Origin of the sequence: Deinococcus phoenicis, from assembly GCF_000599865.1 — a bacterium.
GTDB lineage: Bacteria > Deinococcota > Deinococci > Deinococcales > Deinococcaceae > Deinococcus > Deinococcus phoenicis.
Genome location: NZ_JHAC01000021.1, coordinates 42,951 through 69,673, shown reverse-complemented (window position 1 = coordinate 69,673; position 26,723 = coordinate 42,951). Strand labels below are relative to the sequence as shown.

Genomic DNA, 26,723 nt, shown 5'->3' with positions numbered 1-26,723 from the left:
CCTGATCCTGATGCTGCACTACCCGCCCGCCAGTCCCCCCTACCCGCCCAACGTGCTGACCCCGGTGATCGAGTCGGCCCACCCCGACATGATCGTGTATGGGCACCTGCACGGCGTGAACCCCGAGCGCGCCCTGCGGCACGTGAACAGCATTCCCGCCCACCTCGTCGCGGCGGACGGGCTGAAGTTCCGGCCCCGGCTGCTGCTCGACACGGGGAAGCGGGATCCCGTGGGGCCGTCCTCCCCCGAACAAGCGGAATAAGACGGATTCCGTCCGATTCCTTCCGGGACAGCGCCGGAAGGCAAGCCAGCTCCCGGAACCCGTCTGTTCTCCTGCTCGCGTCTACTCGGATTGACTCACTCCGTCAACGCTTCCATCGGCGTTCGTCTCAGGCAACCGGGGCCGGCGGCCTGCCCCATCGTGACCGGCTGCCGCTTTGGCCCCCGACCCGCGCCGCACACTGCGGGCATGGTCAGTTCCTCCTCTTCCCTGCCCCTGTCCGTGCTGGACCTCGTGCCCGTTCCCAGCGGGTCGGATGCGCCCGCCGCCCTGCGGGAGACGCTGACGCTGGCGCAGGAGGCCGAGCGGCTGGGCTACACGCGCTACTGGGTCGCCGAACACCACAACATGCGCGCGCTGGCGGCCAGCGTGCCCGCCGTGGTGCTGGCGGCGCTGTCGCAGGTCACCTCCCGGCTGCGGCTGGGGGCAGGCGGCGTGATGCTGCCGAACCACGCGCCGCTGGCGGTGGCGGAGGCGTACCGGCTGCTGTCGGCCCTCGCGCCGGGGCGGGTGGACCTGGGGCTGGGCCGCGCCCCGGGCACCGATGGCCGCACCGCCCGTGCCCTGCGCGGCGCAGCGGGCCTGCTGGAAGACCCCTTCGAGAGGCAACTCGCGGAGCTGATCGCTTTTGGCACCGGCGCCTTTCCCGAGGGACACCCCTTCGCGGGCGTCACGGCGGCTCCGGCAGATACGGCGGGAACCCCCACGCTCTTTCCGCCGCTGTGGCTGCTGAGCAGCAGCGGCTATGGGGCGCGGGCCGCGGCGGTGCTGGGCGCGGGGCTGGCCTTCGCGCAGCACATCAACCCCAGCGTGACGGACGCGGCGTCGGCCATCCGGACCTACCGCGCGGCCTTCCGGCCCTCCGCCGCCTTTCCCGAAGCGCGGGCCATCGTCGCGGCCAGCGTGATCTGTGCCCCCACCCCCGAGGAGGCGGAGGACCTCGCGGCGTCCCTCGGCCTGATGTTTCTGCGGCTGGGCCGGGGCGAGGTCGCGCCCTTCCCGAGTGTGGCCGAGGCCCACGCCTACCCCTACACGCCGCACGAGCAGGCACAGGTGGCCGCGTCCCGTGAGCGCGTGTTCATCGGTGACCCGTCCGTGGTGCGGGCACGCCTGCTGGCCCTCGCGGAGCAGACGGGCGCGGACGAACTGATGCTCACGACGCTGCTGCACGACCCGGCGGCGCGGCGGCGCTCCTATGCGCTGGTCGCGGAGGCGCTGGGCTTGAGTGGGCTGGGCCTGAGTGGGACGCCGCTCACCTTCCAGACGGTCTAGCGGCTCTAAAGGAAGACCTTCGCACGTGCCGCGCGCCCGCCTCCGGTATTTCCCTCTCCCCTTGCCGCTATCCTGAAGCTGGAGGCACGTTTGCAGGACCCGGACAAAGTACAGGACCGACTGGTGGCGGACCGCAAGGTGCGCGCCGTCGCCCAGGCAGGCAGCTACGGCACGGACGAGGCCTGGGCGGGCAGTCAGCCTACCCTGGTGGCCTTCGAGCGCGGGCTGCTCTCGCCGCAGACCGAGACGCGGGCGGGCGTCACGGTGCAGCGTTACCCCTTCGAGAAGCTGGAAGCCTGGCGCGACTGGGACACGGCGCGTGAGGAAGCCCCCATCGCGCTGCTCGCCACCAGCCGCGTGGCCTACGACCCGACCGGGAACTATGGCCGGATTCAGCGGACCCTCTGGACCCTGAATGCCGAGCGGCTGGCCGCGCACCGCGAGGACCTGCTGAACCAGGCCGCCGGACGGCTGGACGCGGCGCGGCGCACCTCCACCGGCCCCGGCTCGGGCGTGCAGGAGCAGCTCCTGGCCCTGGCGGAAGCGCGGAACGTGGCGGTGGACCTGCTGTATCCGGCCCTGCTGACCCATGTCCACGGCTGGCCCGAGTTCGAGATTCGCCTCCCGCACGCCTGGCGCGCCGCCGCTGGCCTGCGCTTCCCCAAGGCCGTCTACCATCTCGACAACCTCTACGGCTTCGGCGGCGAGGCGGAGGCCCGCCGGGTGCTGCTCGCCACCCGCGGCCTGGGCCTGCTGGAGCAGGAAAAACGCGCCCGCGCCGCCATCCAGGCCGGGTACTACGACGGCGCCGTGCGCTACCTGCGCGACGAGACGGCCCGCACCCACCGCAAAGACCTGGAACGCTGGACCTACCTCAGCAGTCCCCGGCGCGACAAACTCGCCACCCTGCTCGGCGTCACGCTCAGCCCCCTCGGCCCCGCCGCACTCGCCCTGGCGGGCGAATTGCTGGCCGACGCCCGCGAGGGACGCTGAACACCAGGAGCCGAGTACCAGAGCCGGGGGTTGCTTTTTGCGGGGCGACCTGTTAGACTCTTTTTTCTGGCCTGAGAAGGCCGTGCAGTCCACAGCACATGAGGGAGGCGTCCACCTCGGAGATCAAAGACGGGCGCGCGAGCAGCAGACCGGGCAAGAACCCGGAATGCCGATCCACAGGGGAGCCACGCGGCTCCCTGCTTTTTTTCCGCTTTCTAACCTCCTGCTGGCTGCGGGTCTGACACATGAAGCGGCCGCCAGGCCCGAATAAGCTCCCCCTACGGCTGCGGCTTGCCCCCGGGGGACTGGGTACAGGACTGAGCAACGGAAAACCGTGTCACTGCGGGTCTTCTCCCTCCGGGGAGGGCAGACGAACACGCTCCGGCGGGCCTGCCCGGATGAGGCCATACCCCGGCCTGAGCCGCCAGAGTGGTAAGACCTGTGTCAGTCCGGGCTTCGTACTCTGCCCGAACGCATGCTTTCGGCCTTCTTCGTCAACTTCTGCATCCTGGTGACCTTCACCAGCGCCGGAAGTCTGACCTTTACAGGCGATGAGCGGCATCATCTGGTCCGGCGGCTGCTGCGCTACCTGATCAGCGTGGCGGCAGGCATCGTCCTCGTGCTGTACGGCGTGCTCGTCGGCGAGGGGGTGCGGGTGGACTTCCGGAACGTCCCGGTGCTCCTGGCCGGCCTGTTCGGCGGCCCCCTGCCCGCGCTGCTGGTGGCCTTGCCGATCATGGTCTACCGGCTGTGGGTGGGCGGCGTGGGCGCGCCAGCGGGGATCATGGCCGTGGCCCTGGTGGCCCTGCTGGCCAGTGCGCTGCACCCCCGCTTCGCCCGCAACCGGTTGACCTGGCACGACCTCTGGGTCCCCTTCGCGGTCTTCGCGTGCGCGAATCTCAGTCTGCTGGCGGTGCCGGGTTCCGGCGTCCAGCTGTTCCGGAGCACCTTCCTGCTGCTGGTGGTTCTCCAGGGTCTGGCGGCGCTGATCGCCTTCAGCGTGATCAGCCTGCGCTTCAGCGCCGTCGGGCACACGGCCACGCTTCAGGACATCGCCTACCTCGACGCCCTCACCACGCTTCACAACCGGCGCCGCTTCGACGCGGACCTGCCGACATTGGGCCTGGAGGACGGCGCCTTCCTGCTGCTGCTGGACCTCGACCGCTTCAAGCAACTCAACGATACCTATGGTCACCCCTTCGGAGATCAGGTCCTCCGGGAACTCGCGCGCCTGCTTCAGGAGGGCGTCCGGGGCACCGACCGGGTCTACCGCGTAGGAGGTGAGGAGTTCGGCGTGCTCCTGCGCCAGACCTCTCCGGCGGGTGCCCGGATGGTGGCCGAACGCCTGCGGTCCAGCGTGCAGGAACAACTGGCCGCCCGTGTGGGAAGGCCCGGCCAGAGCATCACCATCTCCGTGGGCCTGACGCCCTGTGGCAACGAACCGGCAGAAACGGTCCGCCGTGCCGACACCCTGCTGTACCAGGCCAAGCATGCCGGGCGCAATCAGGTCGTTGCCGCCACCTGAAGAGGGCTTCTCCGGCGGGTTTGCCGTGATGCGGGACCCGAAGCAAGGTCCTGCACGCCTTCTGCGGGACCGCCCTGTCTGGTCGGTTCTCTTCCAGCGGTGACGACGCCCCGTCCGTTCCGGGCAGCAGCTCTGCGGCCCATTGCGGGTCTGGTGACCACCTCGCCTCTGCCCGTCGACCCTGTGGTTCAGGGTGCGAGACACAATGTTCGCCCGGAGGCCGGGGAAGGCATGCCACACTCGCCGTTACGAGCTGGAACTGGCCCCGGACACGCCCGAGGATGTACCGCCCACAGCGCAGATTCTGGTGGAGTTCTGAAACCGGGGCGCCTGGAAAGAGCTGCCCCAGGTCACCGCCTGGGGGCACTTCAGACGGAAAAAGGCCCCCACCGCCACCCGCTGAGGCCCTACACTCCGCGCATGTTCATCCTGTCTCCACCTCCGGAAGTCCACGTTCATGGCTGACACGGCCCTGGCCACCCCTGCGGCCAACCGTGCGGTGCTGCGCCTTCCCGAATTCCGGGCCATGCTGCTGGCGACGGTTTGCAGCACCCTGGCGGGCCGGGCCGTCGCGCTGACCGTGGCCTATCAGCTTTATCAGCTCACCCGCAATCCGCTTACCCTGGGCCTCCTGGGCCTGGTCGAGGCGATTCCGGCCCTGAGCCTCGCGCTGCTGGGCGGGGTGGTGGCCGACCGGAACGACCGCCGCCGCATTCTGCTGATCACCACGGGGCTGGAAGTGGCCTGCTCGGGGCTGTTCTTCCTGTATGCGCCGCACGCCGCCACGCTGGGGTATGTCCCGATTCTGGCCCTGATCTTCTTGCTGGGCACTGCGCGGGGCTTTTCCGAACCCGCCCTACCAGCCTTCGAGGCGCAGGTCGTGCCACGGGAACTGCTGCTGCGCGCCTCCGCCTGGCAGTCGAGCGCGTGGCAGGCGGCGGCCATCTTAGGTCCAACCCTGGGCGGCGTGCTGTATGCGGCGGTGGGGGCGCGCGGCTCGTACCTCTTTGCCGCCGTGCTGTACGCGCTGGCCCTGGCCTGCCTCGCCTACGTCAAGGCCAAGCCGCGCCCCGCGTTTACCCCCGGCGAGCCGGTGTGGCAGAGCGTGAAGGAGGGGCTGGCTTTTGTCGTGCAGCGGCAGGTGCTGGTGGGCAGCATGGCGCTGGACCTGTTCAGCGTGCTGTTCGGTGGGGCGGTGGCCCTGCTGCCGGTCTTTGCCTCGGACATCCTGCGGGTGGGGCCACAGGGTCTGGGCATCCTGGTCGCCGCTCCGAGCATCGGGGCACTGGCGGTGATGCTGTACGCCACTCGCCGCCCACCGGGACAGGGTGCGGGCCGCACGCTGCTGCTGGCGGTCGCGGGCTTCGGGGTCTGCATGCTGGTGTTCGGGCTGTCGCGCAATTTCTATCTCAGTGTGGCGGCGCTGGTGGCGGCGGGCCTGTTCGACGGCATCAGCATGGTGATTCGCAAGGCCACGCTCCGGCTCAAGGCCCCGGACCATATGCGCGGGCGGGTGAGCGCGGTCAGCAGCATGTTCATCGGGGCCAGCAACGAACTGGGGGCCTTCGAGAGTGGCCTGGCCGCGAGCTGGCTGGGCACCGCGCGCAGCGTGTGGGCGGGCGGGATCGTCACCCTGCTGGTGGTGGGCATGACGGCCACCCTTGCCCCGGAGCTGCGGGCCATGGACCTCACCGACATCGCGGAGGATCGCCAAGGGTGACGTGGCGCGGCTGGAAGGTACGGCTTCGAGCATCATTCAGGGCGCAGCAGGCGGCGCAGGACGCCGACGGCAGACCGGCGCATGCGGGCACCGTACCTGCGCGGGCCTGATCGCTGCGTCTGCGGAAGACCTGTCGCATGGCAACAGCAACCGAGCGCGGCTGGTGATGGTGGAAGTCCGGCGGCCCCTGATTGACAACCCGGCAAATCACGGGCGTTCTTGGCAGCGCAAGAGAAGGCAGGTGCGGTGGGCGCTGACCTTTGGGGCCGCGCTACTTCCTGGGGGCGTGGCTGCGGTGAAGGGGGAAGCATGAAGCAGAAACGCGGGATTCCAGGGGCCAGGAAACGCGCCGGGCTGCCGTCTTACGTGATCTTCGACGGCCTGACGTGTGGCGTGCGCTGCCCGCCCTGAGAAGATGTACGCGAGGTCTTCCAGAACAGGCCGCCCACGCTGGGCCGGTACACGGGCGAAGTGCTGACGGCGAAGGAATGGGCCGTGCTGTGCGAAGCCTGGGGTGGGACGTTGCCAGTCTACGGGTCCTGGGAAGCGGTGGGCCTGATCGAGTGAAAACCTTTGCCGGGGGAAGCGTGGGCATATGGCCTGCGGCTTCCCTCTTTGCCGTGCTGGGCTTTTCCTCGAAGCTGAGTAGGCGGGGACGCGGGCCGCGCCTACCTTCACCTATTAACGTACCTGTGTGGTAGGTGGGGTGGCATTCACGCGCTGGGAATGTCTGCCAGCGGTTGACGGCGGAGGGAAGACAGTCAGGCTTCCCCTCTACCGGGTCAATGCCGCACCACATCATGAGGGCCAAACTCAGCTCGGTCACTTCAAGCCACCCCATAGCAGCCAGGACCATGGCCGTAGCGGCTCCCCGTTCGGTGGGGTCCGAGTGTAGCCCATTCCGCTTGAGCATCAGCGACATACCTTCAAGGGCTGTGCGCTTGTCGCCGTCAGAAAAGCCGTGATCGTGGGCCAGCCAGAACGGCCTGGAACATGACGGGAACGCAGGAAACAGTCAACCAGCCAGAACAAAAAACAAAACCCTCGTCTAGGACGGGGTTTTTCTTGGTGGGTCGCCCGGGACTTGAACCCGGAACCCGCTGATTAAAAGTTGCTCTAAGCATCTCCCTCCCTTTCCCGGTTCAGATTATTTCTTCTCTCTAGGACGGGCTTTTTCTTGCTGCGCCTCCCAGTTCAGCCCTTCTCCACCCCCTCTTTCCCGCGCCAGTTGTGGCACCGTTGTGGCACTTCAGGGGGCGGGAATAGGGGAAGGCACATCGGCATGGGGGTTGTCAAGGGGTAAGCAGGTGCTCACCGTGGGTTTCTTGGGAACGGAGGAGACATCCTGAGCACATGAGGGAGAAAACGACGTTGGCAACGGCGGAAACGGGGCTGGATCGTCTGGTGTACACGCCGGAGGAACTGCTGCCCATTCTGCGTATGGGAAAGAACACCCTGAACGCGCTGCTGAGGAGTGGGACGCTGCGCTCCATCAGGTCGGGTCGGCGGTATCTCATCCCGCGCGATGCGGTGCTGGACTTCCTGGCTGGGAGGGGGAACTAAAATGCGCCGCCGTGAGCAAGACGGCGGCGTGGGAACGCGCGCCAATAGCGTAGCACCGTCTCCCTCCTTCGTTTCAACGCGAAACAGGCTGCGGGTGCGCGACCTGCTGGAACGGGTGAACCTGCCCGACCTGATTTCTACCCTCGCGGGACCGGACGCGGTGCGCGGCCTGCACCGGGAGCGGGGCGGCGTGACGTGTGACCCCCGGCCCGGCTACGAGGAGCGTCACCCTTCCTTCAGCGTGTACCGAAAAAACGGTATCTGGCGCTGGAAGCGGCACGGTGGGGACGAGGCCAGCGGTACGGCTTTTGATCTCCTGCTGGCCTTCGGGTACTTGGACGTTCAGGCGAAGGAGGAGCTGGCCCGCCTTGCCGGTGTCCCCCTGGAAAGTTGGGTGCCGCAGCATGCCGTCCGGCCCGTCAGAACGGCCCCTGACCCCCTCCGGGATGCGCGGGCGGTGCTGTCCGGCTGCTCCCCCCTCGACGAGGCGGAAGGGCAGCGGGCGCTGGCCCTGCTTGCCCCCCTGCACCCTGGGGACGGCGCGGCCCGCGACCTGGCGGCGCGGGGCCTGCTGGACTGGGAAGGGCTGCAAGCCGGGAAGCTGCGGCGCGACTTCAGCACCCCGGATAGGCGACTGCTCGCGCGGGCCGGGTCGCTGGCCTTCCCGGTGCGCGGCCCGGACGGGCAAGCCTGGGGCATGAAGGTGCGGAATCTGGGCACGGCGGGCGGCGGGCCTGAACCGCTACCTGTACCGCCTGGGGCGGCACGGTGCCCCGGCCTGGTGTTCCCCCTGCTACGGGCAGGGGGAAGGCGTGCTGCTCGTGGAAGGGGAACTGAATGGTGCGGCAGCGGCGCGGGGTCTGGAAGCGGTGGGCGTGCGGCTGGACGTGCAGGGGCTGGCCGGGGCGGGCGGGACACCCTTCCTCGACGGGCTGGCCGGTCGGCCGGTGTACCTGTATGCCGACCCGGACGAGGCGGGCGTGAACTGCCTGGAACGGGTGGGCAAGCTGGTCCGCGCCGCCGGGGCGCGGGAAGTGCGGGTGCTGACCCCGCTACCCACCGGCGACTTCTGCGACCTGGCCGGGACGGAAGGTGTGACGGCGCTGGGCGCGTGGCTGCTGGACCTGCTGGCCGGGGCGGATTTGTGGCAGCCCGTGATTTGTGGCAATCCTCCCCTGCCACAAAGTTTTTCCGCGCTGGGCGCGGCTCAAGGTGATTTGTGGCAGTCTGGCAGTGGATACCAGAAGGGCGGGTGGTGAGCCGTGCCGATCAAGGTGATTGACCTGACCCTGCCCCTCCAGCGGATTGACTTCCTCGTGCCGGACCTCGTGCCGTTCGGGTACGTGACCTTCCTGGGCGCGCGGGAAGGCGTGGGCAAGACCACGCTCCTCACCGGGCTGGCATGGCAGATGACCCGCCCGGACGGGCGCGGGGAGTTCCTGAGGCGGCCTGTTCCCTCCGGGCCGGTGATCTACCTCAACACCGACGCGGCAGACGGGCAGTCTCGTCCGGTGCGCTACTGGCTGGAGCAACACCGGGCCACCTTCCCGGATGGCGACCTGGGCGGCGTGCAGGTGCTGGAAAGTACCGGCGCGGGCCTGACGCCGGACGAGCTGGGCGAGTTGCTGAACATGGCGCGGGAGATGGGGACACGGTGTGTCATCGTGGACAGCTTCATGTCCACCTTCCCCGGCATTGACGGGAACAAGCTGGACCAGGCCATGCGGCCCATGCTGGCCCTGCGGGACTTCGCAGCGCAGACCGGCGCGGCGGTGATCGTGACGGACCACCTGCCCAAACGGGGAGCCGGGGAGAAGGAAGGCGACCGGGGCATCATGGGCAGCACGGGGAAAAGTGCCCAGGCCCGCGCGGTCCACCTGCTGACCCGCGTGGACCCGGACACCGTGGGCGGGCGGGATGTGCTGCGCTGGGAGGTGCGGAAGGCCAGCTTTGCCCGCTCCGGGTACGCCCTCGGGGTGGAAGTCACCCGGACGGAAGATGACGAGGGGCGCGCGGTGGCCGTGCGGCTGGAACCGTGCGACCTGCCGGACGAGGATGCCCAGGACACCCGCACGGGGCGCGCGGTGACGGCGGTCATGGCGCACCTTCAGGCCAGCGGGGGCGCGGCGGTGCCGCATGCGGAACTCGTGGCGCTCGCCATCGAGCGCGGGAACCTGCGGGAACGGGCGGCGCGGGAGGCGGTGCGGCAGGCGCTGGGCCGGATGTGGGACTGCCTGGAAGAAGTGAAGGAAGCCAAGCGGGGAGCGCCGAAAGCGTACCGGCTCAAGGCGGCTTCTGATACCCACTGCCACACTGCCACAAATAGCCTGGAAGCTGTGCAGGACGATGTTTTATTTGTGGCAGGGTCGGACTGCCACAAATCCGCAACTGCCACAAAAGCAGACGGTGAGGACGCGGAGGTGCTGGGGACGTGGTAGCGCGTGACCTGCTCCGGGAACTGGAAGGGCGCGGCGTGCGGCTGGCCGTACAGGACGGGCGGCTGGTCGCTCGCGGCCCCCAGGGTGCAGTAACGCCGGAACTGGCCGCACAGATCGGGGCACAGAAAGACGCCCTGCTGCGGGAGCTTCAGGCAGGAACGGGTGGGTCGCTCGCTCTCCTGCCCGAAGCCCTGGTGCGGCTGGTGAGGGCGGCTGCGAGCAACCACCTGAACCGATCTGGCTTCCTCCCCGATGGCATCGTGCCCAACCTGGGCGAGTACGTGCTGGCCTGCGCGTCCCTGTACGCCTGTGGCTTCGAGCCGGAACGGCAACTTGCGGGCCTCTGGGCGGCGCGGCGGGTCTGGGGGGCGTAGAGGGGTCCGCTTCCGGGTTAGGGCCTCTCGCCCTCCACTGAAAATGGCAGTTCCGGGCACGGCGTGGGTAATTTGCGCCCGAAATTGCCATTTTTGGGCATGAACATGACCCAGACCCTGCGGAGGCAAGCCTGATGGACTTCTTTCAACTTGACCGAGACGAGCGTGCCCGCGCCCGTCCGCTCCCTGCCCTGAACGCTGTCCTGCTGCAAGCCCTGGCAGGTTCCCTCCCGGCACACGACTACGCCTACATCAGGGCCGGACGGGCGCTCAGGGCTACCTATCTTCCGCCGGAACAGGAACGGCTCGCCCAGGAGGAGGCGGTGCGGGGCGGCTGGCTGACCGGGGCTGGGAACCTCACCGAAGCTGGCCGGTCGGCGGCCTTCGCGCTGCTGGCGGTGACGTGACCCCTCGCGGCACGAACAAGCCCCGGCAGCGTGACCGGCGCAAACTGCCCGAGACACGGGACCTCGCCCGCCACTTGTGGCGCGGCGTGGAGGCTGCGGTGGACCTCCTCGAGCATCCCGATCCCGGGATTCGCCTGCACGCCGCCCAAACGGTCGGGACGGTCGGCGCGGCGTACAGCCGTGTTATCGCTCCTGGCGACCATGACTGGCTGGTCTACAGGCCCGGCGACCTGGTGACCGTCCTGGGCCTGACTCGGACACAGGTGGACAAGCTGATTCGGGAGGGCGACATCGAAAGCGTCCGAGTCGGAAACCGAGTCTTGGTGTGGCGGGAGGCGGTGCAGGCGTTCCTGAAAAGGTCTACCCCGGAGCGCGGGAACGCATCCCCGCTCCCCCCGGCTGTTTCGGGCCTGCGTTCCAGGCCGAAGAACGGGCCAGGTGCGGCCCAGCGGGATGGTCTGGACGGGGAACGGGGTCAGGCCGTTTCCGGGGATGCTGGTCAGGTGGAGAGCGCGACGGGGGAGCTATGAACGAGCCGGAAATCAACGCCCATCCCTTTTTGCTGAAGTACGTCACTGAGCTTCAGCAGCAGCGCGGCATCATCCGGGAACATGCCGAGCTGCACGGCCTGACGGTCCCCGACTTTATCCAGGCGGTGCGGCTGCACCTGAAGGCAATCCTGGCGCGGTGCGATTTGTGGCTGGAGGTTTCCCCCGAACGATTGGAGGGCTTACTCGATACCGGAAAGCTGCCGAACTTCTTCAACGACCCGGAAAAGTACCCACAAAATGCGGTAGTCGAGTTTCTGATCCACGACCCCCGCGTCCGACTGAACTACGCCTTTTTGACCGATGCACACCCAGCCGAATACCCCGGCCATCTCCCTACGTCCCCTGTCCTGGTGAAGTTACGTCCTGCCTTGAAGGAAATATCCAGCTTCACCGAGGGCGGAACCATTACTAATCTTCACCCCTCCAAGTTTGGACATATCTCAGGGGTACAGGCAAGAGAAATGTTTGCTGTCCTGGAGGCCTGGGGCAATGCGCCGAACTATCTCTGGTATGAGAGAACCTTGCACGAACATCTTCAAGAATTGCAGAGGCCTATCGTACTCGGCAGCAATCCTCGCCTCCCGTCTCCAATAATCAACCCCCACGAACTTTCCTGGGGCTGGGAAGCCTACAGGCTCTGGGACGGGCAAGAGCTTCGTAAAGGTTGCCCGCTCTGTGAAATAGAGGAAGGCCGGGTGCATCTCTGGCACAACGATTACAGGTTGTTCGAGCCATACGGCGACGACCATAGATTCGCCGCCTTTGTCCCCGGCATTCTGGAAGTCTCCGACATCGAAGAAGTCTTCTTTCGTCCGGCGGGCGTGCGGCAAACATTCGGCTCTCGGCTCCGGGAACTGGGTGTCCCGGTCAGCTATTCGGCGCTTCAACTCCTGCCCTAGAGCGGCTGGACTCCGAGCCATAAGGCATTCCCCACGTCCAGAGCAGCGGCCCCTCCTGGGCGGGAGGGGCCGGGTCAGGGGGCGCGGGGCGGGTCAGGAACCGGGCTTAATGCGGCGGAAGAAGTAGTTGGTGGATGCACTTCCCGAGATAAAGGTGCCCAGCGGCTCGGTGTCCACGGTGGTCAGTTCCCAGCCCAGGGTGCCCATGCAGTTCAGCATGGAGAAGTAGGTCGTGTCCGGCTTCTTGCACCCCGCCTTCTTCATCAGGTCGCGCCAGTCGCTGCCCTCCAGGGTCTTGCCCGGCAGGTCAAGCTGGAACATCAGGCGCAGGTCGTACCGTGCCACACTTGCCACCGCGTACTCCCACGTCACGGCCCCGGCCTGCCCGACCAGCATCGCCCCGAACAGCACCGCAACAGCCCTCCACCTCGTTCTGTTCATGCCCCACCGTACCCAATTCCGCCCCCCTCCATCCCCGTTTCAGCCTGAAACGAAACGAGGTACGGTGGGGCATGAACCCGATGGAGTTGAGGGCTGTGATTGAACGGCTGCCTGCCCACACCCCCCTCACCGACGCCCTGGAAGCCCAGGAATCGGGGGACGGAGGGGCCTGGTATAAAACCCAGCAGGAACACTGGATGGGCTGGCTGGCCGAGTATGCCGGGCCGGGGGCTTACGGCAGAGAGGACGGCAACCGGGATGCTCGGTTCGTCTACGGCAGGTTTCAATGCTCTCCCGGGTTGCTGTGGCTGGCCGAGGCTGGAGGGGTAGACCCGGCCCTGGTCCGGGCAGGGCGGGATGCCATTCTGGCCGCACAGGGCAGGCCAGCGACAAAGAGCGCAGCGTTTAGGCGGGTCGTCCCGTGGCAGGTCGTCCAAGTGGCCCTGGAGGGGCACCAGCAGGGCCGGGACAGGAAAACCTCGGGGCTGGGGGAGGCTCCAAAGGTCAACACTGAACGGGGCATCGAGGCCTTTCTGGCAGTTTTAGAAGACGAGCCGGAATAACCAAAAAAAGGGAGGCTGTGTGGCCTCCCTTCTCATTCCCGTCCGGCTCAGAACCCGGCCAGCCGTTGGCCCTTCAGGATGCCCAACCCCATCTCCACGGCTGAGGAGAGGTCTACGGGTTGCAGCCCCTGCCCGGCCCAGTGGGCAGCCCAATGGTCCAGCACCGGGCTGAGACGGCCCCGGAGGTCGTCCAGGGCGGCATTCCAGGCCTGTTCATGAGCCTGACAGGTGGGACACTGCTCCCCCTCATCCCCGGTGGTGGGCAGCCCACAGGAATCACAGAGAGTTTCGTTCTGAAAGGGGACCGGGGCCGGGGTAAAGCTGACCGGCTCGGCTCCAAGGTGGGCAAACCGGCAGGCCAGCCGGAGGGCCGTGTAAAGCCCGTTCACGTAGGCCACCTGCCCCTCTCGGATTTGGGCCGGGCTGGCTGTCAGGGCCGTCTCCCCGGCCCCGGTGACGTAGGAAACGACCTGCCCCTTATAGACCCAGGCCGTGACTGGGACCGATGGCCCGAAGGCCTGGGTGTCGAGCCAGGCATACATTCCGTCCCCGTGTAGGCAGACGGCAAGCTGAGCCAGGGCATCCCGGGTGAGGGGTGCCGAATACACCTCCCGGGCTTCCGGGTCACGGACCGACACTCCAGGCCGGGCAGTCGTACCACACCGGCTGACAGACCCGGCAGGGAACTCGTGGACGGTGCCCCCGTGGGTATGAAACAGCAGCTCCTCGTCCTGCCGGGTGACACGGACGATCAGGAAGTCGGGGGTGGGAAGATGGGTGGTAGGCTTCATCTGTCTTTCTCCTACGGAATGGACTCAAAGCAGGGCAGGGGTTCTTGGTCGGATTGCCTGCCCTTCTTTGGTGCCCCTATAGTAGCAGGGTATTGAAACCATTGCAAGGTAATGATATTATCTTATCTATGACAGCAACCTCTAACATGGGCGGCATGGTGGCCTGGAAGCTCAAAGAGACGATGGATGGGCACGGCGTGACGCGGTACGCGCTTCAAAAGGACACCGGCATCGCCATGAACACCATCCGCGCTATGTACGACGCGGAAACCCAGCGCCCCGACCTCGCCCTGCTGGACCGGGTGATTCACGGGCTGCGCCGCCTTACGGGAAAAGACCTGGGCCTGGAGGACGTGCTGAGGTTCACGCCGGGCGAGACGCGGGAGGGGTAGCGCATGGCGAAGCGCGCGAACGGCGAGGGCACGATCAGCAAGCGGAAGAAGGATGGCAAGGTCATCGGCTGGAAGGGCAGCGTCACGGTGGGAATGACCGCAGACGGGAATCCGGAGCGGCGCTGGGTCAGCGGCAAGACCCAGGACGAGGTACGCGAGAAGATGCGTGTCCTTCACGCCGAACTGCACACCGGGATGCTGGCCGACGCCGAGGGGCTGACCGTGGCCGCCTTTCTGGACCGCTGGATCGAGGCCAAGGAACGTGACGGCGTCAAGCCCAATACGCTGCGCTCCTACCGGGATACAGCCCGGCTGAACCTCAAGCCCCACCTGGGCCGGGTGAAGCTGGAGAAGCTGCGCCCCCTCGATGTCGAGCGCACCCTGAACGCGCTGCGGAAGGATGGCAAGTCTCCCCACGCGCTCAGCTATGCCCTGCGGGTCCTGAAGATGGCCCTGCGGCAGGCGGTGCGCTGGCAGATGGTGCCTCGGAACGTAGCCGAGGCCGTGAAACCGCCCAGAGCGGAGCGGGGGGAACTGAAGGTGTGGACCCCGGAGCAGGTGGCAACCTTCCTGGCAGCGTCAGAAGCCCACCGCCTCCACGCGGCCTTTTACCTGGCCCTAATGACGGGGATGCGGCGCGGGGAGATTCTGGGGCTGCGATGGTCGGACGTGGACCTGGAGCGGGGGCAGCTCACCGTGAGGAGCAACCTCGTCGAGGTCCGCACTGAGGCCACGGGCCGGATCATCCGGGGCAGGGCCACCATCATGAAGGTCGGGACGGCCCTCCAGGCTCCCAAGACAGCGGGGTCCCGGCGCAGCATCGTGCTTTCCCCCGGGACGGTGGCTAAGCTGCGGGAACACCACGAACGGCAGGCGGTGGAACGGGCCAGGGCCGGGGAGGCCTGGCAGGAGCAGGGCTTCGTGTTTCCCTCTGAAATCGGGACGCCCACCGACCCACGCAACTTCTACCGCTGGTTCCGGGAGATTGTGGACAGGAGCGCCGTGCCGGTCATCCGTTTCCACGACCTGCGCCACACCGCCGCCTCACTGATGATTCGCCGGGGCATTCCCCCCAAAACAGTGAGCGAACGCCTGGGACATGCCGACGTGGGCTTCACTCTGCGGACCTACACCCATCTCTATGACGAGCAGCGGGAAGAAGCGGCCTTTGACCTGAGCGACTTCTTCCCGGTTGCCGGGGGAGCAAATTAGGGTCAGTTGTGGCGCGGTTGTGGCACTTCCGCCTGTTGTGGCATTGCAGCGGACCTGCGGAAAAGAAGAAACCCCGTCTTAGACGGGGCTTCTCTGGTGGGTCGCCCGGGACTTGAACCCGGAACCCGCTGATTAAAAGTCAGCTGCTCTACCGATTGAGCTAACGACCCGCTGCGCTGCGCCATGTGGGGCGTCGATCAGCGGGCCTGAGTATAGGGAGCGTGCTGGAAGGTGTCAACGCTGCACAACGCGTCAGCGTTTGAGATTGGGCGGCATGGGCGGCATCTTGGGGGGCTTCATACCCTTGCCCATTCCCTTGCTGCCGGGGCCGCTCATGCGCTGGAGCATCTTCATCATGTCCTTCATCTGCTCGTGCATCTTCAGCAGGCGGTTGATGTCCTGTACGGTGTGGCCGCTGCCCGCCGCGATGCGCTTGCGGCGCTGCCCGTCGATGATCTTCGGGTTGCGGCGTTCCTTGGCCGTCATGGAGGAGATCATGGCGTCGATGCGCTGAATCTGCTTCTCGTCCACGTTGAAGCCTTCGGGCAGGGCGCGGCTCATGCCGGGAATCAGCTTGAGCAGGTCGCCCAGCGGCCCCATCTTGCGAATCTGGCGCAGCTGGGTCAGCAGGTCTTCGAGGTCGAAGTCGCCGGGCTTCTTGACCTCCATCGCCTTGAGGTCGGCCTGCTGGGCGCGCTCGATCAGCCCCAGCACGTCGCCCATCCCGAGGATGCGGCCCGCCACGCGGTCGGGGTAGAAGGGTTCGAGGCCCGTCAGCTTCTCGCTGGTGCCTGCGAAGTAGATCGGGTGTCCGGTCACGCTGCGCGCCGACAGGGCCGCGCCGCCGCGCGCGTCGCCGTCCATCTTGGTGATGATCAGGCCGGAGAGCTTCACGCGCTCGTCGAACACGCGGGCCACGTTCAGCGCCTCCTGGCCGGTCATTGCGTCCACGACCAGCAGCGTCTCACTGGGCGCGAGTTCAGTCTGAAGGTCCGCGAGCTGGTCCATCAGCGCCTCGTCGATCTGGAGGCGGCCCGCCGTGTCCACGATCACCAGGTCGCGGTAATCGGTCCTCAGGTACTCGTCGAGGCGGCGCCTGGTTTCCTGGGGTGCTTCGCCGTCGGCGACCTTCAGGACCGGCACGCCCACCTGTTTTGCCAGCACCTCCAGCTGATCACGCGCGGCGGGGCGCTGGGTGTCAGCGGCCACCAGCAGCACGCGGCGGCCCTTGCTCTTGTAAAAGGCGGCCAGCTTGCCGGTGCTGGTCGTCTTGCCCGCGCCCTGGAGGCCCACCATGAACCAGACATTCCCGTCGGTCTTGAGGGTGGGCTGCTTGCTCTCGCCGCCCAGCGTCTCGATCAGTTCGTCGTGGACGAGCTTCACGACGGTCTGACCGGCATTGAGCGATCCGGTGACCTCCTGCCCGACGGCCTTTTCGCTGACCTTCGCCACGAAGTCCTTGGCGACATTGAAATTCACGTCCGCTTCGAGCAGGGCCATCCGGATCTCGCGCATGGCGGTCTTGACCTGCGCGTCGGTGAGTTTGCTCTCCCGCCCCACGCGGTCGAGGATGTCCTGCAACTTGTTCCCGAGCGCCTCAAACATGCCCGGAGGCTACCACGCACGCGCAAAAGGCTTGGTGTAGCGTGCCCCCATGCCCAAGCTCGTCCGTGACCGCATTCCCGACCTGTTTCCCGAGAACGTCTATCACATGCTGGACGAAGCCGAGTACGCGCGGGCGCTGCGGGACAAGCTGCTGGAGGAGACGCAGGAGTACCTCACCGACCGGCCGCCGGAAGAACTCGCGGACGTGCTGGAAGTGCTGCATGGGCTGGCCGCGCTTCACGGCCTGACCCCGGCGGACCTGGAAATGCTGCGAGCACGCAAGGCCGCCGAACGCGGGGGCTTCCTGAAACGGGTGTGGCTGGACTGCCTGGGCACGGAGCCTAACGACCGTTAGCCTTCCCGCGCTAGACTGCCGCCATGAACAAAGCCGTGATCGTCTCGGCGTCGCGTACGCCGACCGGAAAGTTCCTGGGGGCCTTGCAGGACGTCACCGCCGTCGAACTGGGCGCCACCGCCCTGCGCGAGACGCTGCGCCGCGCCGGGATTCCCGCCGAACTCGTCGAGGACGTCATCATGGGGCAGGTCGTGCAGGCTGGAAGCGGGCAGAACCCGGCGCGCCAGGCGGCCCTGAAAGCGGGTCTGCTGCCCGAAGTCGGCGCGCTGACGATCAACAAGGTCTGCGGCTCGGGCCTCAAGGCCGTGATTCTGGCGGCGCAGTCCATCCGCGCGGGTGACCAGACCGCCGTGCTCGCGGGGGGCATGGAGAGCATGAGCAACGCGCCCTACCTCCTCCCCGGCGCACGCAAGGGCTACCGGCTGGGCAACGCGCAGGTGCTGGACGCGAATACGCACGACGGCCTGTGGTGCTCCATCAACGACGAGGGCATGGGCCTGACCGGCGAGCGCGTGGCCGAGAAGTACGGCATCGGGCGGGAAGCACAGGACGCCTACGCGACCGGCAGCCACCAGAAGGCGATCGCGGCGCAGCAGGGCGGGCGCTTTCAGGAAGAAATCGTGCCCGTGACCATCAAGGGCCGCAAGGGTGAAACGGTCGTGGACACCGACGAGGGGCCGCGTGCCGACACCAGCCCGGAGACGCTGGCGCGGCTGAAACCCGCCTTCAAGACGGACGGCACGGTGACGGCGGGCAACGCGCCCGGCCTGAATGACGGGGCCTCCGCCCTGCTGGTCATGTCGGAGGAAGCGGCCCTGGCGCACGGCCTGACGCCGATGGCCGAGATCACCAGTTACGCCACGGGCGGCCTCGCCCCCGAGTGGGTGATGATGACGCCCGTGCCGGCCACGCGGAAGCTGCTGGAAAAAATCGGTCTGGGCGTGAACGACGTGGACCTCTGGGAACTGAACGAGGCGTTCAGTGTGCAGAGCCTCGCCGTGCAGCGCGAGTTGGGGCTGGACCCTTCGCGGGTGAACGTGAACGGCGGCGCGGTCGCCCTGGGGCACCCCATCGGCGCTTCGGGCGCGCGCATCCTGGTCACGCTGCTGTACGCGCTGCGACAGCAGGACAAGGAAACAGGCGTGGCGACCCTGTGCATGGGCGGCGGCAACGGCCTCGCCCTCAGCGTGAAGCGGCTGAGTTGAACGCGCTAGGCTGAACCGCATGACGCAGACGAACGCGCCGACCCTGTGGGTCATCACCAGCCGTTACCTGAAGCCCACTGAAGAACTGGCGGAGGTTACGCCCCGCCACCGCGCGTGGCTCGATCAGCACTACCGCTCCGGCCTCTTCCTCGTGTCGGGCCGGATGCTCAGCGGGCAGGGCGGCGTGCTGCTGGCGAATGCCGGGAGTCAGGAGCAGTTGGAAGAGGTCTTCAAGGACGACCCCTTCGTGCTGGAGGGCTGCTCGGAGTACACATATACGCCCTTCACACCGGTCAAGCGGGGGCCGGCGCTGACGCTTGAAGGTGTGGCCCTGGTGGAGTGAGGCGCGGGCGCCTGTATCAGGGTCTAAGAATCTAAGGGTCTAAGAGAATTGGAAGACCTATGCCCTTAGGCTCTTAGACCTTTCGACTGTTAGACGGAGCGACGTAAGGAGCGACAACCATGAAATTCGGAGTCATCGGAGCAGGACAGATGGGCGGCGGTATCGCGCAGGTTGCGGCGCAAAGCGGGTTTGATGTCATCGTGCAGGACGTGAAAGACGAGTTTCTTTCGCGCGGGCGGGCCACCATCGAAAAGAGCCTCGGCAAGCTGCACGAGAAGGGCAGGTTGACGGAAACGCCCGCCGAGGTGCTGGGCCGCATCCAGTTCACGACGGAGTTGGCGGACTTCGCGGACTGCGACATCGTGGTGGAAGCCATCGTGGAAAACGAGGCGATCAAGGCGCAGCTGTTCCGCCAACTGGGCGAGATCGTGAAGCCGGAGGGGATTCTGGCGAGCAACACCAGCTCCATTCCGATCACCAGCCTCGCCACGGCGAGCGGGCGGCCCGAGCGCTTTATCGGCATGCACTTCATGAACCCGGTGCCGCTGATGCAACTCGTCGAGGTGATTCGCGGCTACTCCACCAGCGACGAGACGGCGCAGAAGGTGACGGAGGCGGCCCGCGCGATGGGCAAGACGCCGGTGGAATGCAACGACTTCCCCGGCTTCGTCTCCAACCGCATCCTGATGCCGATGCTGAACGAGGCCATCCAGTGCGTGATGGAGGGCGTGGCCGAACCGGAGGCCATCGACCAGATCATGAAGCTGGGCATGAATCACCCGATGGGACCGCTGACGCTGGCGGACTTTATCGGCCTGGACACCTGCCTCGCCATCATGGAAGTGCTGCACGCGGGCCTGGGCGACGACAAATACCGCCCCTCTCCCCTGCTGCGGAAGATGGTGCAGGCCGGGCTACTCGGGCGCAAGAGCGGACGCGGATTTTACAGCTACTAGACGTCAGACCATAGGAAGAGGAGCCAGGGCTTTTGCCTCGGCTCCTCTTCCTATGGTCCTCCCTTCAGCTATGGCCGGGGTCGGAGTCGTCGGTGGGCCGGCCGTGCTTGCCCGCGTTCTCGTCCTGCTGGGGGGCGTTATCGGTCGGCTGAATCGTCGGCGTCGGCTCGTTGTCGTTCCGGGTGCGCGAGTGGGCGCTTTCGGAAAGCTGGCCGCCTTCGCCCTCGCCTTTGCGGTCTGTCATGCTGGGCCTCCTTGATCGGCTTTGCCCCAGCCTAGCCGTTGCCAGAGGCCACAGGCCATCAGCTTAAGACGCGCTGAAGTGCCCCGCCCTTAGCGCCCCTGGGTGTGGTACTCCGCGTTCGGCACAAACCCCAGCGCGCTGCTGACACGGTTGGTCATGTTGAACATGGCGATCACCTGGACCAGTTCCATGATCTGGTGGTCGTCCAGCCCCACCGCGCGCAGGGGGTCCAGATCGGCGGCGGTGACCTCGGCGGGGTGCAGGGTGAGTTTCTCGGCGTACTCGGCCAGAGTGCGCTCGCGCTCGGTGAGGTGGGCGTGCCGCCAGTTCACGGCCAGGGCGTCGGCCTTCTGGGGGTCGCCCAGGAACTCGCGCAGGGCCGCGCCGTGCGAGACCGCGCAGTACAGGCAGCGGTTCACCCCGCTAACCACGACGGCCACGAGTTCGCGCTCGGCGTTCGTCAGGTAGCCTTCCTTGTTCAGCAACAGGTTGAAGTAGTTCCACCACGCGAGGAACTGCTCACCGTTCACCGCCTGGGCGCGGAACACGTTGGGCACGAACCCGATGTTCTTCTCGGCCTTGCCCCACAGCTTGCTGACGCCTTCACGCACCTGCGCCGCATCGGGAACGGGCAGGTAGGAGATGCGGTTCAGGGTCACCGGGTCGCTCGTCTCGGTCATGCGGTAGCTTACCGCACGGAACCTAACGCCCGTTAGGTCGCCTGGGAGGCAGGCCCGGAACCCCCACCTCCCTCAGGCCGTATCTGGCAGGCGTATGAGCCTGGCTTTTCTCGTCTTTCTGCTCGCGTGGATCATCGGCATGGTGGCGACCTTCGTGCCCGCCCTGCCCGCTACCGTGATCATCTTTGCCGGAACGGTCGCGGCGACCCTGCTGGACGGGTTTCAGCTCTGGCCGGACCTGCCCTTTCTGCTGACCTTCGCGGTGATCACGGTGCTGATCAGCCTGGTGGACAACGTGGCCTCGGCGTGGGGTGCGCGGCGGTACGGCGGCAGCCAGCAGGCCGTGTGGGGCGCGCTGATCGGCGGGCTGGTCGGTCTTCTGATTCCGTTCGGGCTGATCGTGGGGCCGCTGGCGGGAGCCTTGATCGCGGAACTGGTCGTGGTCCGCAAGCCCCTGGGCGCAGCGGTGCGCGCCGCCTGGGGCACCCTGGTCGGCCTGCTGACCGGCCTCGCCGCCAAGCTGGCGCTTCACCTGCTGATCGGCGTCTACGAGCTGTGGCGGCTGTGGGACCCTGCCCGGAGCGTGTTCGGGTAAGCGGGCCCCCTCTCCGGTCAGAACAGCGCGGCCAGCAGCGGGGCCAGACCCAACCCGGTCAGCCCCAGCGCGGGCACCAAGGGCAGCAACGTCCCGAGAAGCGCGCGGCGGCGGTCGCCGGTCAGCGTCAGAAAGCCCCGGTAGGCGAAGGCGAACTGGGCGAGCGTGCCCAGCAGCATCACCAGCACGGTGACGCGGGTCAGGGGCCAGTGGGCAAGTGCCCGCAACGTCGTCTGCTGGCGGTGCAGCACATCCGACTCCAGGAAAAAGGACGGCCAGTGGGGCTGCGGCAGCACCAGCAGCAGCACCGCCAGCCCCAGGTACAGAGGCGGCAGCAGCACGAAGGTCGCGCCGTAGACCTCCGCCGCGCGGCCCTCGCGGCCAGCGCCCAGATGGCCCAGGCCCGCCATCAGTCCGGCGCTGAACACCGTCAGGAAGAAGGTGCCGAAAGCGTTGGTCACGTGGGCCGTGAAGGCCGGGGCCAGGTTCCCACCTCCAGCCGTCGCCGCCACGACGGGCCGCAGCAGCAGCGCATACAGCACGCCCGCCAGCACGGCGGCCAGCAGGACCGGAGCCACGTACCGCCACGCTTTCGGCCCGGCGGCGCGGAGCCGCTCGAAAAAGGCGCGGGGTGCGGTCAGCAGTTCGGCGGCGGGCGGCGCTTCCGGGGGAGGGGGCGGCGTGGGGGCAGGGCGGGGACGGCGGGCCATATCCGGCCACTCTAGCGGCCCCTCAGGAACGGTGCGCCCACCAGGACCACAGCAGGTACGCCGCCAGTGCGTACAGGACCAGCATCAACGCCAGCCCCCACGCGCTGCGGGCCAGGCGGGTCGGCTGGGCGGCGGCCTGCGCGCGGGCGTCGGCCAGCACCTGCGGCGGAATCAGGCGCAGGGCCAGCCACAGCCCGGCGGGCACCAGCAACAGATCGTCGAGTTGCCCCAGCACCGGGATGAAGTCGGGAATCAGGTCGATGGGACTCAGGGCGTAGGCGAGGACCAGCAGCGCCAGCACGCGGGCAGGCCAGGGCGTGCGCGGGTCGCGGGCGGCGAGGCTCAGGGCCAGCAGCTCTCCCCCCAGGTGCCGGGCGAACGCGCGCAGCCGCTTGAGCATCGGCCTCAGCGCAGCGCGCCGCGCAGACCGCTGAGGGCCTGTTGCACGGCCGGGAAGGTGAAGGCCGCCGACGCCAGCCCGAACAGCACGACGCCGATGTACGCCGCACTCAGCCAGGGGCCGGGGGCACTGCGCACCTGCGGGTCCGGCTTCGGCGTGAGCCACAGGTGCAGCACGGCCAGCACGGCGGTCCCGAACAGCAGCGACCCGAGAGCGACCGGGAGGGCCAGCGCCGGGTTTTGCAGCATGGCGGTGGCCTGCGCCGTGTCCCCCAGATTGCGGCCCGCCACGAACGCGCCCAGCCCCACCGCGAGGGTGTTGTTCAGCGCGTGGACGATCACGGCGTTCCACAGGCTGCCGGTGTGCTGCGTCAGCCGCGCCAGCGCGTAGGCCAGGGGCAGGATGCCTGCCACGCTCGCCGGAACGCCGTGCGCGATCCCGAAGGCGAAGGTGGTCGTCAGTGCCGCGACCAGGAAGCCCGCCGCCCGCTCATGCCCGCGCAGCATCAGGCCCCGGAAGGCCACCTCTTCCGCGAAGGGGACCAGCACGCCCGCCGCCAGCACCAGCACCCAGAGGTCCGGGCCGTGGCTCAGGAACTGCGGAATGGCGTCCGCACCCTGCGGAAAGAGCGTCACGTAGGCCAGCGCAAAAGCCCGCGAGGCCAGAAACGCCAGCACAAAGGCCGCCAGCGCCAGCCCCCAGGAGGGCGGCGTGCGCCAGCGGGTGTCCCGGACCAGCGCCGTCAGGGTGGGCCGGAAGGCCAGCAGGCCGATCAGCACCGTTGCCACGAAAGCCCCCAGCAGCGCCGTGCCCAGCGGCACGTGGGCGGCCAGCAGCAGCGCCGACACCACGTTCTGAGCGAGCAGCAGCGTCAGCGCGGCGCGGTTGCCGTTCACGGCACGAATGCCGGGAAGAGACGCGGAGGGCGGGTGGGCGGGCGTCACGTCCGGGGCCGTCATGGGGTCAGCCTAGCGCGGGGCGGAGGAACGGGGCATCGTCCTAAAGTTTATTCAGGCGGTCAGCACCCGGATGGCCTCCGCCAGCGCCTCATCGCTGACCTGATGGTGCAGCACGAAGCGCACCGAATCCGGGCCGAGGGCACTCGCCAGCACCCCCTGCTCGGCCCAGCGGGCGACCTGGGCCGCCGCGTCCGGCAGGGTGGCGTAGATGATGTTGGTCTGCACGGCAGCCAGATTCACATCGAAGCCTGCTTCCACCAGCGCCTCCGCGAGCTGGCGGGTGCGGCGGTGGTCTTCTCTCAGGCGATCAGGGCCGTCCCGCAACGCGACCAATGCGGCGGCGGCCAGCACCCCGGCCTGCCGCATCCCGCCGCCCATCATCTTGCGGTAACGGTGCGCCTGCTTCATGGCGGCGGCGCTGCCGACCAGCACGCTCCCGACCGGCGCGCCCAGCCCCTTGCTGAGGCACACGCTGACCGTGTCGAAGTGCCGGGTAATGTCCGAAACGGGCACGTTCTGGGCCGCCGCCGCATTGAACACCCGCGCCCCGTCGAGGTGCAGCGGCAGGCCCTCCATGTCCGCGACCGTGCGGACGGCCGCCAGCACCTCCAGCGGAATCACGGTGCCGCCCGCCTTGTTGTGGGTGTCTTCCAGGCTGATCATGCCCGTGGGGGACTGGTGGACGGAGTGACGCACCGCCAGGCGCACCCCCTCCGGGTCGGGCACACCCAGCGGCGCGGGCACGAAGCGCGGCACCACGCCGGAAAAGGTCGCCATCATGCCCAGTTCCCACTCGTAGATGTGAGAACCCTCGGCGCAGACCACCTCCTCGCCCCGGCGGGTGTGCAGCGCGATCGCCACCTGGTTGGTCATGGTGCCGCTGGGCATGAACAGCCCGGCCTCGTGACCGGTCAGGCGCGCGACCTCGGCCTGAAGCTGGTTGACGGTGGGGTCCTCGCCATACACGTCGTCGCCGACGGCAGCCTGTGCCATCGCTTCCCGCATTTCCGGCGTGGGGGTGGTGACGGTATCGGAACGGAGGTCGGCGAGGACGCGGGACAGGGTGGACGGGGTCATGGGGGGAATGGTACGCGGTGCGCGGGGAACGGTGCGCCCGAGCGTCTCTCAGTGCGGATCGCACCCCGCTTTCCGACTCCCCTACCCCGCTGCCGCCGCCTTCCGCGCCTCGATCACCTTCTTCGCCAGATGTTCGGGGAGGTCCTGGTAGCCGTAGGGCTTCACGCTGAAGGCCCCCCGGTCACCGGTCAGACTGCGGAGGTCGGCGCTGTAGGTCTGGAGTTCGGCCTGGGGCACGACCGCCGTCACGGTGATGACGGTGCCTTCGGGGTCCATGCCCTGCACGCGGGCGCGGCGGGTCTGGAGGTCGCCGATCAGGTCGCCGGTGAATTGGGCGGGCGCGCGCACCTTCAGCAGCATCACGGGTTCGAGGAGGGTGGGTTTGGCCCCTTCCACCGCGTTGCGGAAGGCCAGCGCCCCGGCGGTGCGAAAGGCGAGGTCGCTGGAGTCCACGTCGTGGTAAGACCCGTGGGTGACGGCCACATGCACGTCCTGCATCGGGTAGCCCGCCAGCGGCCCTTTGCCCATCGCGTCCCCCACCCCCTTCTCGATGCTGGGCAGGTACTTGCCGGGAATCGCGCCGCCCACCACCTCCGAGCGGAAGGCGCTGCCCTCGCCGGGGTCGAGGCGCAGGTGGCAGTCCCCGTACTGGCCGTGTCCGCCCGACTGTTTCTTGTGCTTGCCCTGCGCCTGCGAAGGCGCGCGGATGGTTTCGCGGTAGGGAATCTGCGGCGTCCCCGTGTCCACGTTCACGCCCAGCGCCGCCAGCTTCTCCACCGCGATGGTCGTGTGCATGTCGCCCATGCCCGAGAGCAGCAGCTCGCCGGTCTGCCCCTCGCGGGCAAAGCGCAGGGTGGGGTCTTCATCCAGCAGGCGGGTCAGGGCCGCGCCCAGGCGGTCCTCGTCCTGGCGGGTCTTGGGGAAGAGGGCGACGGTGTGGGCCGGGTCGGGCAGCAGCAGCGGGTCGTATTCGATGGGGTGCGCGGGGTCGGCCAGGGTGTCGCCGGTATGAAGGTCGGGCAGCTTGGTCAGCACGCCGATCATCCCGGCGCGGAGTTCGGGCACTTCGGTCAGCTCCTTGCCGCTCACCACGTACAGGTGGGCGGGTTTCACGTCCACGCCGCGCGTCGTGTTGCGCAGGGTGTCGCCGGGACGCAGGGTGCCGCTCCAGACCCGGATATACGCCAGCTTGCCCACGAAGGGGTCCACCGAGACGCGCCAGACGCGCGCACTCGCGGGGGCGTCGGCGGTCGGCTCGCGCGTCTGGCCGTCCAGACCGGTCAGCACACCGCGCTCCTCGGCGCTGCGCAGGCCTTTTTCCATCAGGGTCAGCAGTTCGGGAACGCCCACGCCCGTCTCGGCACTGACCGGAATCACCGGGAAGAGGGTGCCCGCGTGAACCGCCCGCAGGAAGGCGGCACGCAGTTCTTCGGGGGCGATCTCCTCGCCTTCCAGATAGCGGTTCATCAGGGCGTCGTCGGTTTCCACGGTGGCGTCCACCAGCGCCTCGCGGGCCTCGCGCAGCGGCGCACGCAATTCGCCGGGCACGCTGTCCGGCTCGGCGGCCAGCACGTCTACCACGCCCCGGAATTCCGGCCCCTCGCCCACCGGCAGAAAGGCCGCCGCGACCGGTCCCCCCAGGCTGGCGCGGATGTCGGCCAGCACCGCGTGGAAGTTCGCGCGCTCGCGGTCCATCTTGGCGATCACGACCACACGCGGCATGGAAAAGCGGTCGGCGGTGGCCCAGACGCGCTCGGTGCCGACCTCCACGCCGCTGACCGCGCTGACCAGAATCAGGGCCGAATCCGCCGCGCGGATGCCGCCGCGAATCTCGCGCACGAAGTCGGCGTAGCCGGGGGTGTCCAGCAGCGTGAGATCGGTCCCGCCGGCGTTCAGGCGCAGCACGCCGGTCGAGATCGAGAAGCCGTGCCCTTTTTCGGCGTCGGTGTGGTCACTCTGGGTGGTGCCGTCCTCCACCCGCCCCGGACGGGCCAAGGCCCCGCCGTGAACCAGCAGGGCCTCCGAGAGGGTGGTTTTTCCCGCGCCACTGTGCCCGGCGAGACTCACGATCCGGACGGGACTCCTGCCCTTTCCGGGAAAGACAGTTTCAGACGAAACAGACGGCATAAAAGACCACCGGACCCTTTCCAGAACCAGACGCCAGACCTGCGGA

At 67.9% G+C, this 26,723-nt stretch carries 29 protein-coding genes, 1 tRNA gene and 1 pseudogene; 20 read left to right on the top strand and 11 right to left on the bottom strand.

The annotated features are described in order from the left end of the window. The 12 genes and pseudogenes from DEIPH_RS06990 to DEIPH_RS06935 all read left to right on the top strand — a co-directional run. Nucleotides 1–262, top strand: a pseudogene (locus DEIPH_RS06990) (metallophosphoesterase); the annotation flags it as partial. A 207-nt stretch (nt 263–469) separates the two neighbouring features. After that, the gene (locus tag DEIPH_RS06985; RefSeq protein ID WP_051517217.1) at nt 470–1,552 is read left to right on the top strand and encodes an LLM class flavin-dependent oxidoreductase; all 1,083 of its coding nucleotides are present in this window, start codon (nt 470–472) and stop codon (nt 1,550–1,552) included. Between the two features lie 90 nt (nt 1,553–1,642). Then, nucleotides 1,643–2,545, top strand: coding sequence for a hypothetical protein (locus DEIPH_RS06980; RefSeq protein WP_034355940.1), 903 nt, complete (start codon nt 1,643–1,645; stop codon nt 2,543–2,545). Nucleotides 2,546–3,020: 475 nt separating this feature from the next. Then, a complete protein-coding gene (locus tag DEIPH_RS06975; RefSeq protein WP_034355937.1) occupies nt 3,021–4,070 on the top strand; it encodes a GGDEF domain-containing protein in 1,050 nt (349 codons plus the stop codon). A 457-nt stretch (nt 4,071–4,527) separates the two neighbouring features. Continuing rightward, the gene (locus tag DEIPH_RS06970; RefSeq protein WP_051517216.1) at nt 4,528–5,790 is read left to right on the top strand and encodes an MFS transporter; all 1,263 of its coding nucleotides are present in this window, start codon (nt 4,528–4,530) and stop codon (nt 5,788–5,790) included. A 1,353-nt stretch (nt 5,791–7,143) separates the two neighbouring features. Continuing rightward, entirely contained in the window at nt 7,144–7,353 is a 210-nt protein-coding gene (locus DEIPH_RS06965; protein ID WP_051517215.1) for a helix-turn-helix domain-containing protein, read from the top strand. Nucleotides 7,354–8,165: 812 nt separating this feature from the next. Continuing rightward, on the top strand, nt 8,166–8,612 hold the full coding sequence (locus DEIPH_RS20610; protein WP_051517213.1) for a hypothetical protein: 447 nt from the start codon (nt 8,166–8,168) through the stop codon (nt 8,610–8,612). 3 nt (nt 8,613–8,615) lie between these two features. Continuing rightward, nucleotides 8,616–9,791, top strand: coding sequence for an AAA family ATPase (locus DEIPH_RS06955; RefSeq protein WP_081790832.1), 1,176 nt, complete (start codon nt 8,616–8,618; stop codon nt 9,789–9,791). Next, the gene (locus tag DEIPH_RS06950) at nt 9,785–10,165 is read left to right on the top strand and encodes a TubC N-terminal docking domain-related protein (RefSeq protein ID WP_034355934.1); all 381 of its coding nucleotides are present in this window, start codon (nt 9,785–9,787) and stop codon (nt 10,163–10,165) included. The genes DEIPH_RS06955 and DEIPH_RS06950 overlap by 7 nt, the downstream gene beginning before the upstream one ends. A 134-nt stretch (nt 10,166–10,299) precedes the next feature. Continuing rightward, nucleotides 10,300–10,572 carry a hypothetical protein gene (locus DEIPH_RS06945; RefSeq protein WP_034355931.1) on the top strand — a complete coding sequence of 91 codons (273 nt, stop codon included), beginning with the start codon at nt 10,300–10,302 and terminating at the stop codon, nt 10,570–10,572. After that, on the top strand, nt 10,569–11,102 hold the full coding sequence (locus tag DEIPH_RS06940; protein WP_161636045.1) for an excisionase family DNA-binding protein: 534 nt from the start codon (nt 10,569–10,571) through the stop codon (nt 11,100–11,102). The genes DEIPH_RS06945 and DEIPH_RS06940 overlap by 4 nt, the downstream gene beginning before the upstream one ends. Continuing rightward, complete coding sequence (locus DEIPH_RS06935; RefSeq protein ID WP_034355926.1) at nt 11,099–12,022, top strand: hypothetical protein; 924 nt, start codon at nt 11,099–11,101, stop codon at nt 12,020–12,022. Before DEIPH_RS06940 ends, DEIPH_RS06935 begins: the two co-directional genes overlap by 4 nt. A gap of 93 nt (nt 12,023–12,115) precedes the next feature. Here the strand turns inward: DEIPH_RS06935 and DEIPH_RS06930 are convergent, their stop codons facing one another. Next, nucleotides 12,116–12,463 carry a hypothetical protein gene (locus tag DEIPH_RS06930; protein ID WP_152544847.1) on the bottom strand — a complete coding sequence of 116 codons (348 nt, stop codon included), beginning with the start codon at nt 12,461–12,463 and terminating at the stop codon, nt 12,116–12,118. Between the two features lie 95 nt (nt 12,464–12,558). Between DEIPH_RS06930 and DEIPH_RS18725 the strand changes: the two genes are divergently transcribed. Then, nucleotides 12,559–13,026, top strand: a complete 468-nt coding sequence (locus DEIPH_RS18725) for a hypothetical protein (protein ID WP_152544846.1) — start codon at nt 12,559–12,561, stop codon at nt 13,024–13,026. Between the two features lie 47 nt (nt 13,027–13,073). On the opposite strand, the gene DEIPH_RS06920 is transcribed toward DEIPH_RS18725, so the two are convergent. Then, the gene (locus tag DEIPH_RS06920; protein ID WP_034355921.1) at nt 13,074–13,817 is read right to left on the bottom strand and encodes a C1 domain-containing protein; all 744 of its coding nucleotides are present in this window, start codon (nt 13,815–13,817) and stop codon (nt 13,074–13,076) included. Nucleotides 13,818–13,945: 128 nt separating this feature from the next. Here DEIPH_RS06920 and DEIPH_RS06915 point away from each other — a divergent pair, with 128 nt between their 5' ends. Together DEIPH_RS06915 and DEIPH_RS06910 are read left to right on the top strand one after the other, a co-directional pair. Continuing rightward, on the top strand, nt 13,946–14,209 hold the full coding sequence (locus tag DEIPH_RS06915) for a helix-turn-helix domain-containing protein (RefSeq protein ID WP_152544845.1): 264 nt from the start codon (nt 13,946–13,948) through the stop codon (nt 14,207–14,209). Nucleotides 14,210–14,212: 3 nt separating this feature from the next. After that, nucleotides 14,213–15,421, top strand: a complete 1,209-nt coding sequence (locus tag DEIPH_RS06910) for a tyrosine-type recombinase/integrase (RefSeq protein ID WP_034355914.1) — start codon at nt 14,213–14,215, stop codon at nt 15,419–15,421. A gap of 94 nt (nt 15,422–15,515) precedes the next feature. Here DEIPH_RS06910 and DEIPH_RS06905 read toward each other — a convergent pair. Beyond that, nucleotides 15,516–15,591, bottom strand: a tRNA-Lys gene (locus tag DEIPH_RS06905). A gap of 82 nt (nt 15,592–15,673) precedes the next feature. Continuing rightward, nucleotides 15,674–17,026, bottom strand: a complete 1,353-nt coding sequence (gene ffh, locus DEIPH_RS06900; protein ID WP_034355912.1) for a signal recognition particle protein — start codon at nt 17,024–17,026, stop codon at nt 15,674–15,676. Nucleotides 17,027–17,075: 49 nt separating this feature from the next. Here ffh and DEIPH_RS06895 point away from each other — a divergent pair, with 49 nt between their 5' ends. The 4 genes from DEIPH_RS06895 (at nt 17,076) to DEIPH_RS06880 (ending at nt 19,885) form a co-directional block, all read left to right on the top strand. Beyond that, nucleotides 17,076–17,381, top strand: a complete 306-nt coding sequence (locus DEIPH_RS06895; RefSeq protein ID WP_034355909.1) for a nucleoside triphosphate pyrophosphohydrolase — start codon at nt 17,076–17,078, stop codon at nt 17,379–17,381. Nucleotides 17,382–17,404: 23 nt separating this feature from the next. Beyond that, entirely contained in the window at nt 17,405–18,586 is a 1,182-nt protein-coding gene (locus DEIPH_RS06890; protein ID WP_034355906.1) for a thiolase family protein, read from the top strand. Between the two features lie 19 nt (nt 18,587–18,605). Continuing rightward, nucleotides 18,606–18,929 (top strand): YciI family protein, encoded by a 324-nt coding sequence (locus DEIPH_RS06885; protein WP_034355903.1) that lies wholly within the window; start codon nt 18,606–18,608, stop codon nt 18,927–18,929. A 119-nt stretch (nt 18,930–19,048) separates the two neighbouring features. Beyond that, on the top strand, nt 19,049–19,885 hold the full coding sequence (locus tag DEIPH_RS06880; RefSeq protein ID WP_034355899.1) for a 3-hydroxyacyl-CoA dehydrogenase family protein: 837 nt from the start codon (nt 19,049–19,051) through the stop codon (nt 19,883–19,885). 64 nt (nt 19,886–19,949) lie between these two features. Here DEIPH_RS06880 and DEIPH_RS06875 read toward each other — a convergent pair whose 3' ends face one another. Together DEIPH_RS06875 and DEIPH_RS06870 are read right to left on the bottom strand one after the other, a co-directional pair. Then, complete coding sequence (locus DEIPH_RS06875; RefSeq protein ID WP_034355896.1) at nt 19,950–20,129, bottom strand: hypothetical protein; 180 nt, start codon at nt 20,127–20,129, stop codon at nt 19,950–19,952. Between the two features lie 89 nt (nt 20,130–20,218). Further along, nucleotides 20,219–20,809 (bottom strand): peroxidase-related enzyme, encoded by a 591-nt coding sequence (locus tag DEIPH_RS06870; protein WP_034355893.1) that lies wholly within the window; start codon nt 20,807–20,809, stop codon nt 20,219–20,221. A gap of 94 nt (nt 20,810–20,903) precedes the next feature. Between DEIPH_RS06870 and DEIPH_RS06865 the strand changes: the two genes are divergently transcribed. After that, complete coding sequence (locus DEIPH_RS06865; protein ID WP_034355890.1) at nt 20,904–21,404, top strand: DUF456 domain-containing protein; 501 nt, start codon at nt 20,904–20,906, stop codon at nt 21,402–21,404. 17 nt (nt 21,405–21,421) lie between these two features. Here DEIPH_RS06865 and DEIPH_RS06860 read toward each other — a convergent pair whose 3' ends face one another. From DEIPH_RS06860 to DEIPH_RS06840, 5 genes are all read right to left on the bottom strand, one after another. Continuing rightward, nucleotides 21,422–22,114 carry a YIP1 family protein gene (locus tag DEIPH_RS06860; protein WP_034355887.1) on the bottom strand — a complete coding sequence of 231 codons (693 nt, stop codon included), beginning with the start codon at nt 22,112–22,114 and terminating at the stop codon, nt 21,422–21,424. Nucleotides 22,115–22,136: 22 nt separating this feature from the next. Continuing rightward, complete coding sequence (locus DEIPH_RS06855; RefSeq protein ID WP_034355884.1) at nt 22,137–22,514, bottom strand: YkvA family protein; 378 nt, start codon at nt 22,512–22,514, stop codon at nt 22,137–22,139. A gap of 5 nt (nt 22,515–22,519) precedes the next feature. Beyond that, nucleotides 22,520–23,473 (bottom strand): type II CAAX endopeptidase family protein, encoded by a 954-nt coding sequence (locus DEIPH_RS06850; RefSeq protein WP_034355881.1) that lies wholly within the window; start codon nt 23,471–23,473, stop codon nt 22,520–22,522. Nucleotides 23,474–23,524: 51 nt separating this feature from the next. Continuing rightward, nucleotides 23,525–24,550 (bottom strand): threonine aldolase family protein, encoded by a 1,026-nt coding sequence (locus DEIPH_RS06845; protein ID WP_034355878.1) that lies wholly within the window; start codon nt 24,548–24,550, stop codon nt 23,525–23,527. 81 nt (nt 24,551–24,631) lie between these two features. Next, nucleotides 24,632–26,677 carry an elongation factor G gene (locus DEIPH_RS06840; RefSeq protein ID WP_034355875.1) on the bottom strand — a complete coding sequence of 682 codons (2,046 nt, stop codon included), beginning with the start codon at nt 26,675–26,677 and terminating at the stop codon, nt 24,632–24,634. Nucleotides 26,678–26,723: the final 46 nt, after the last annotated feature.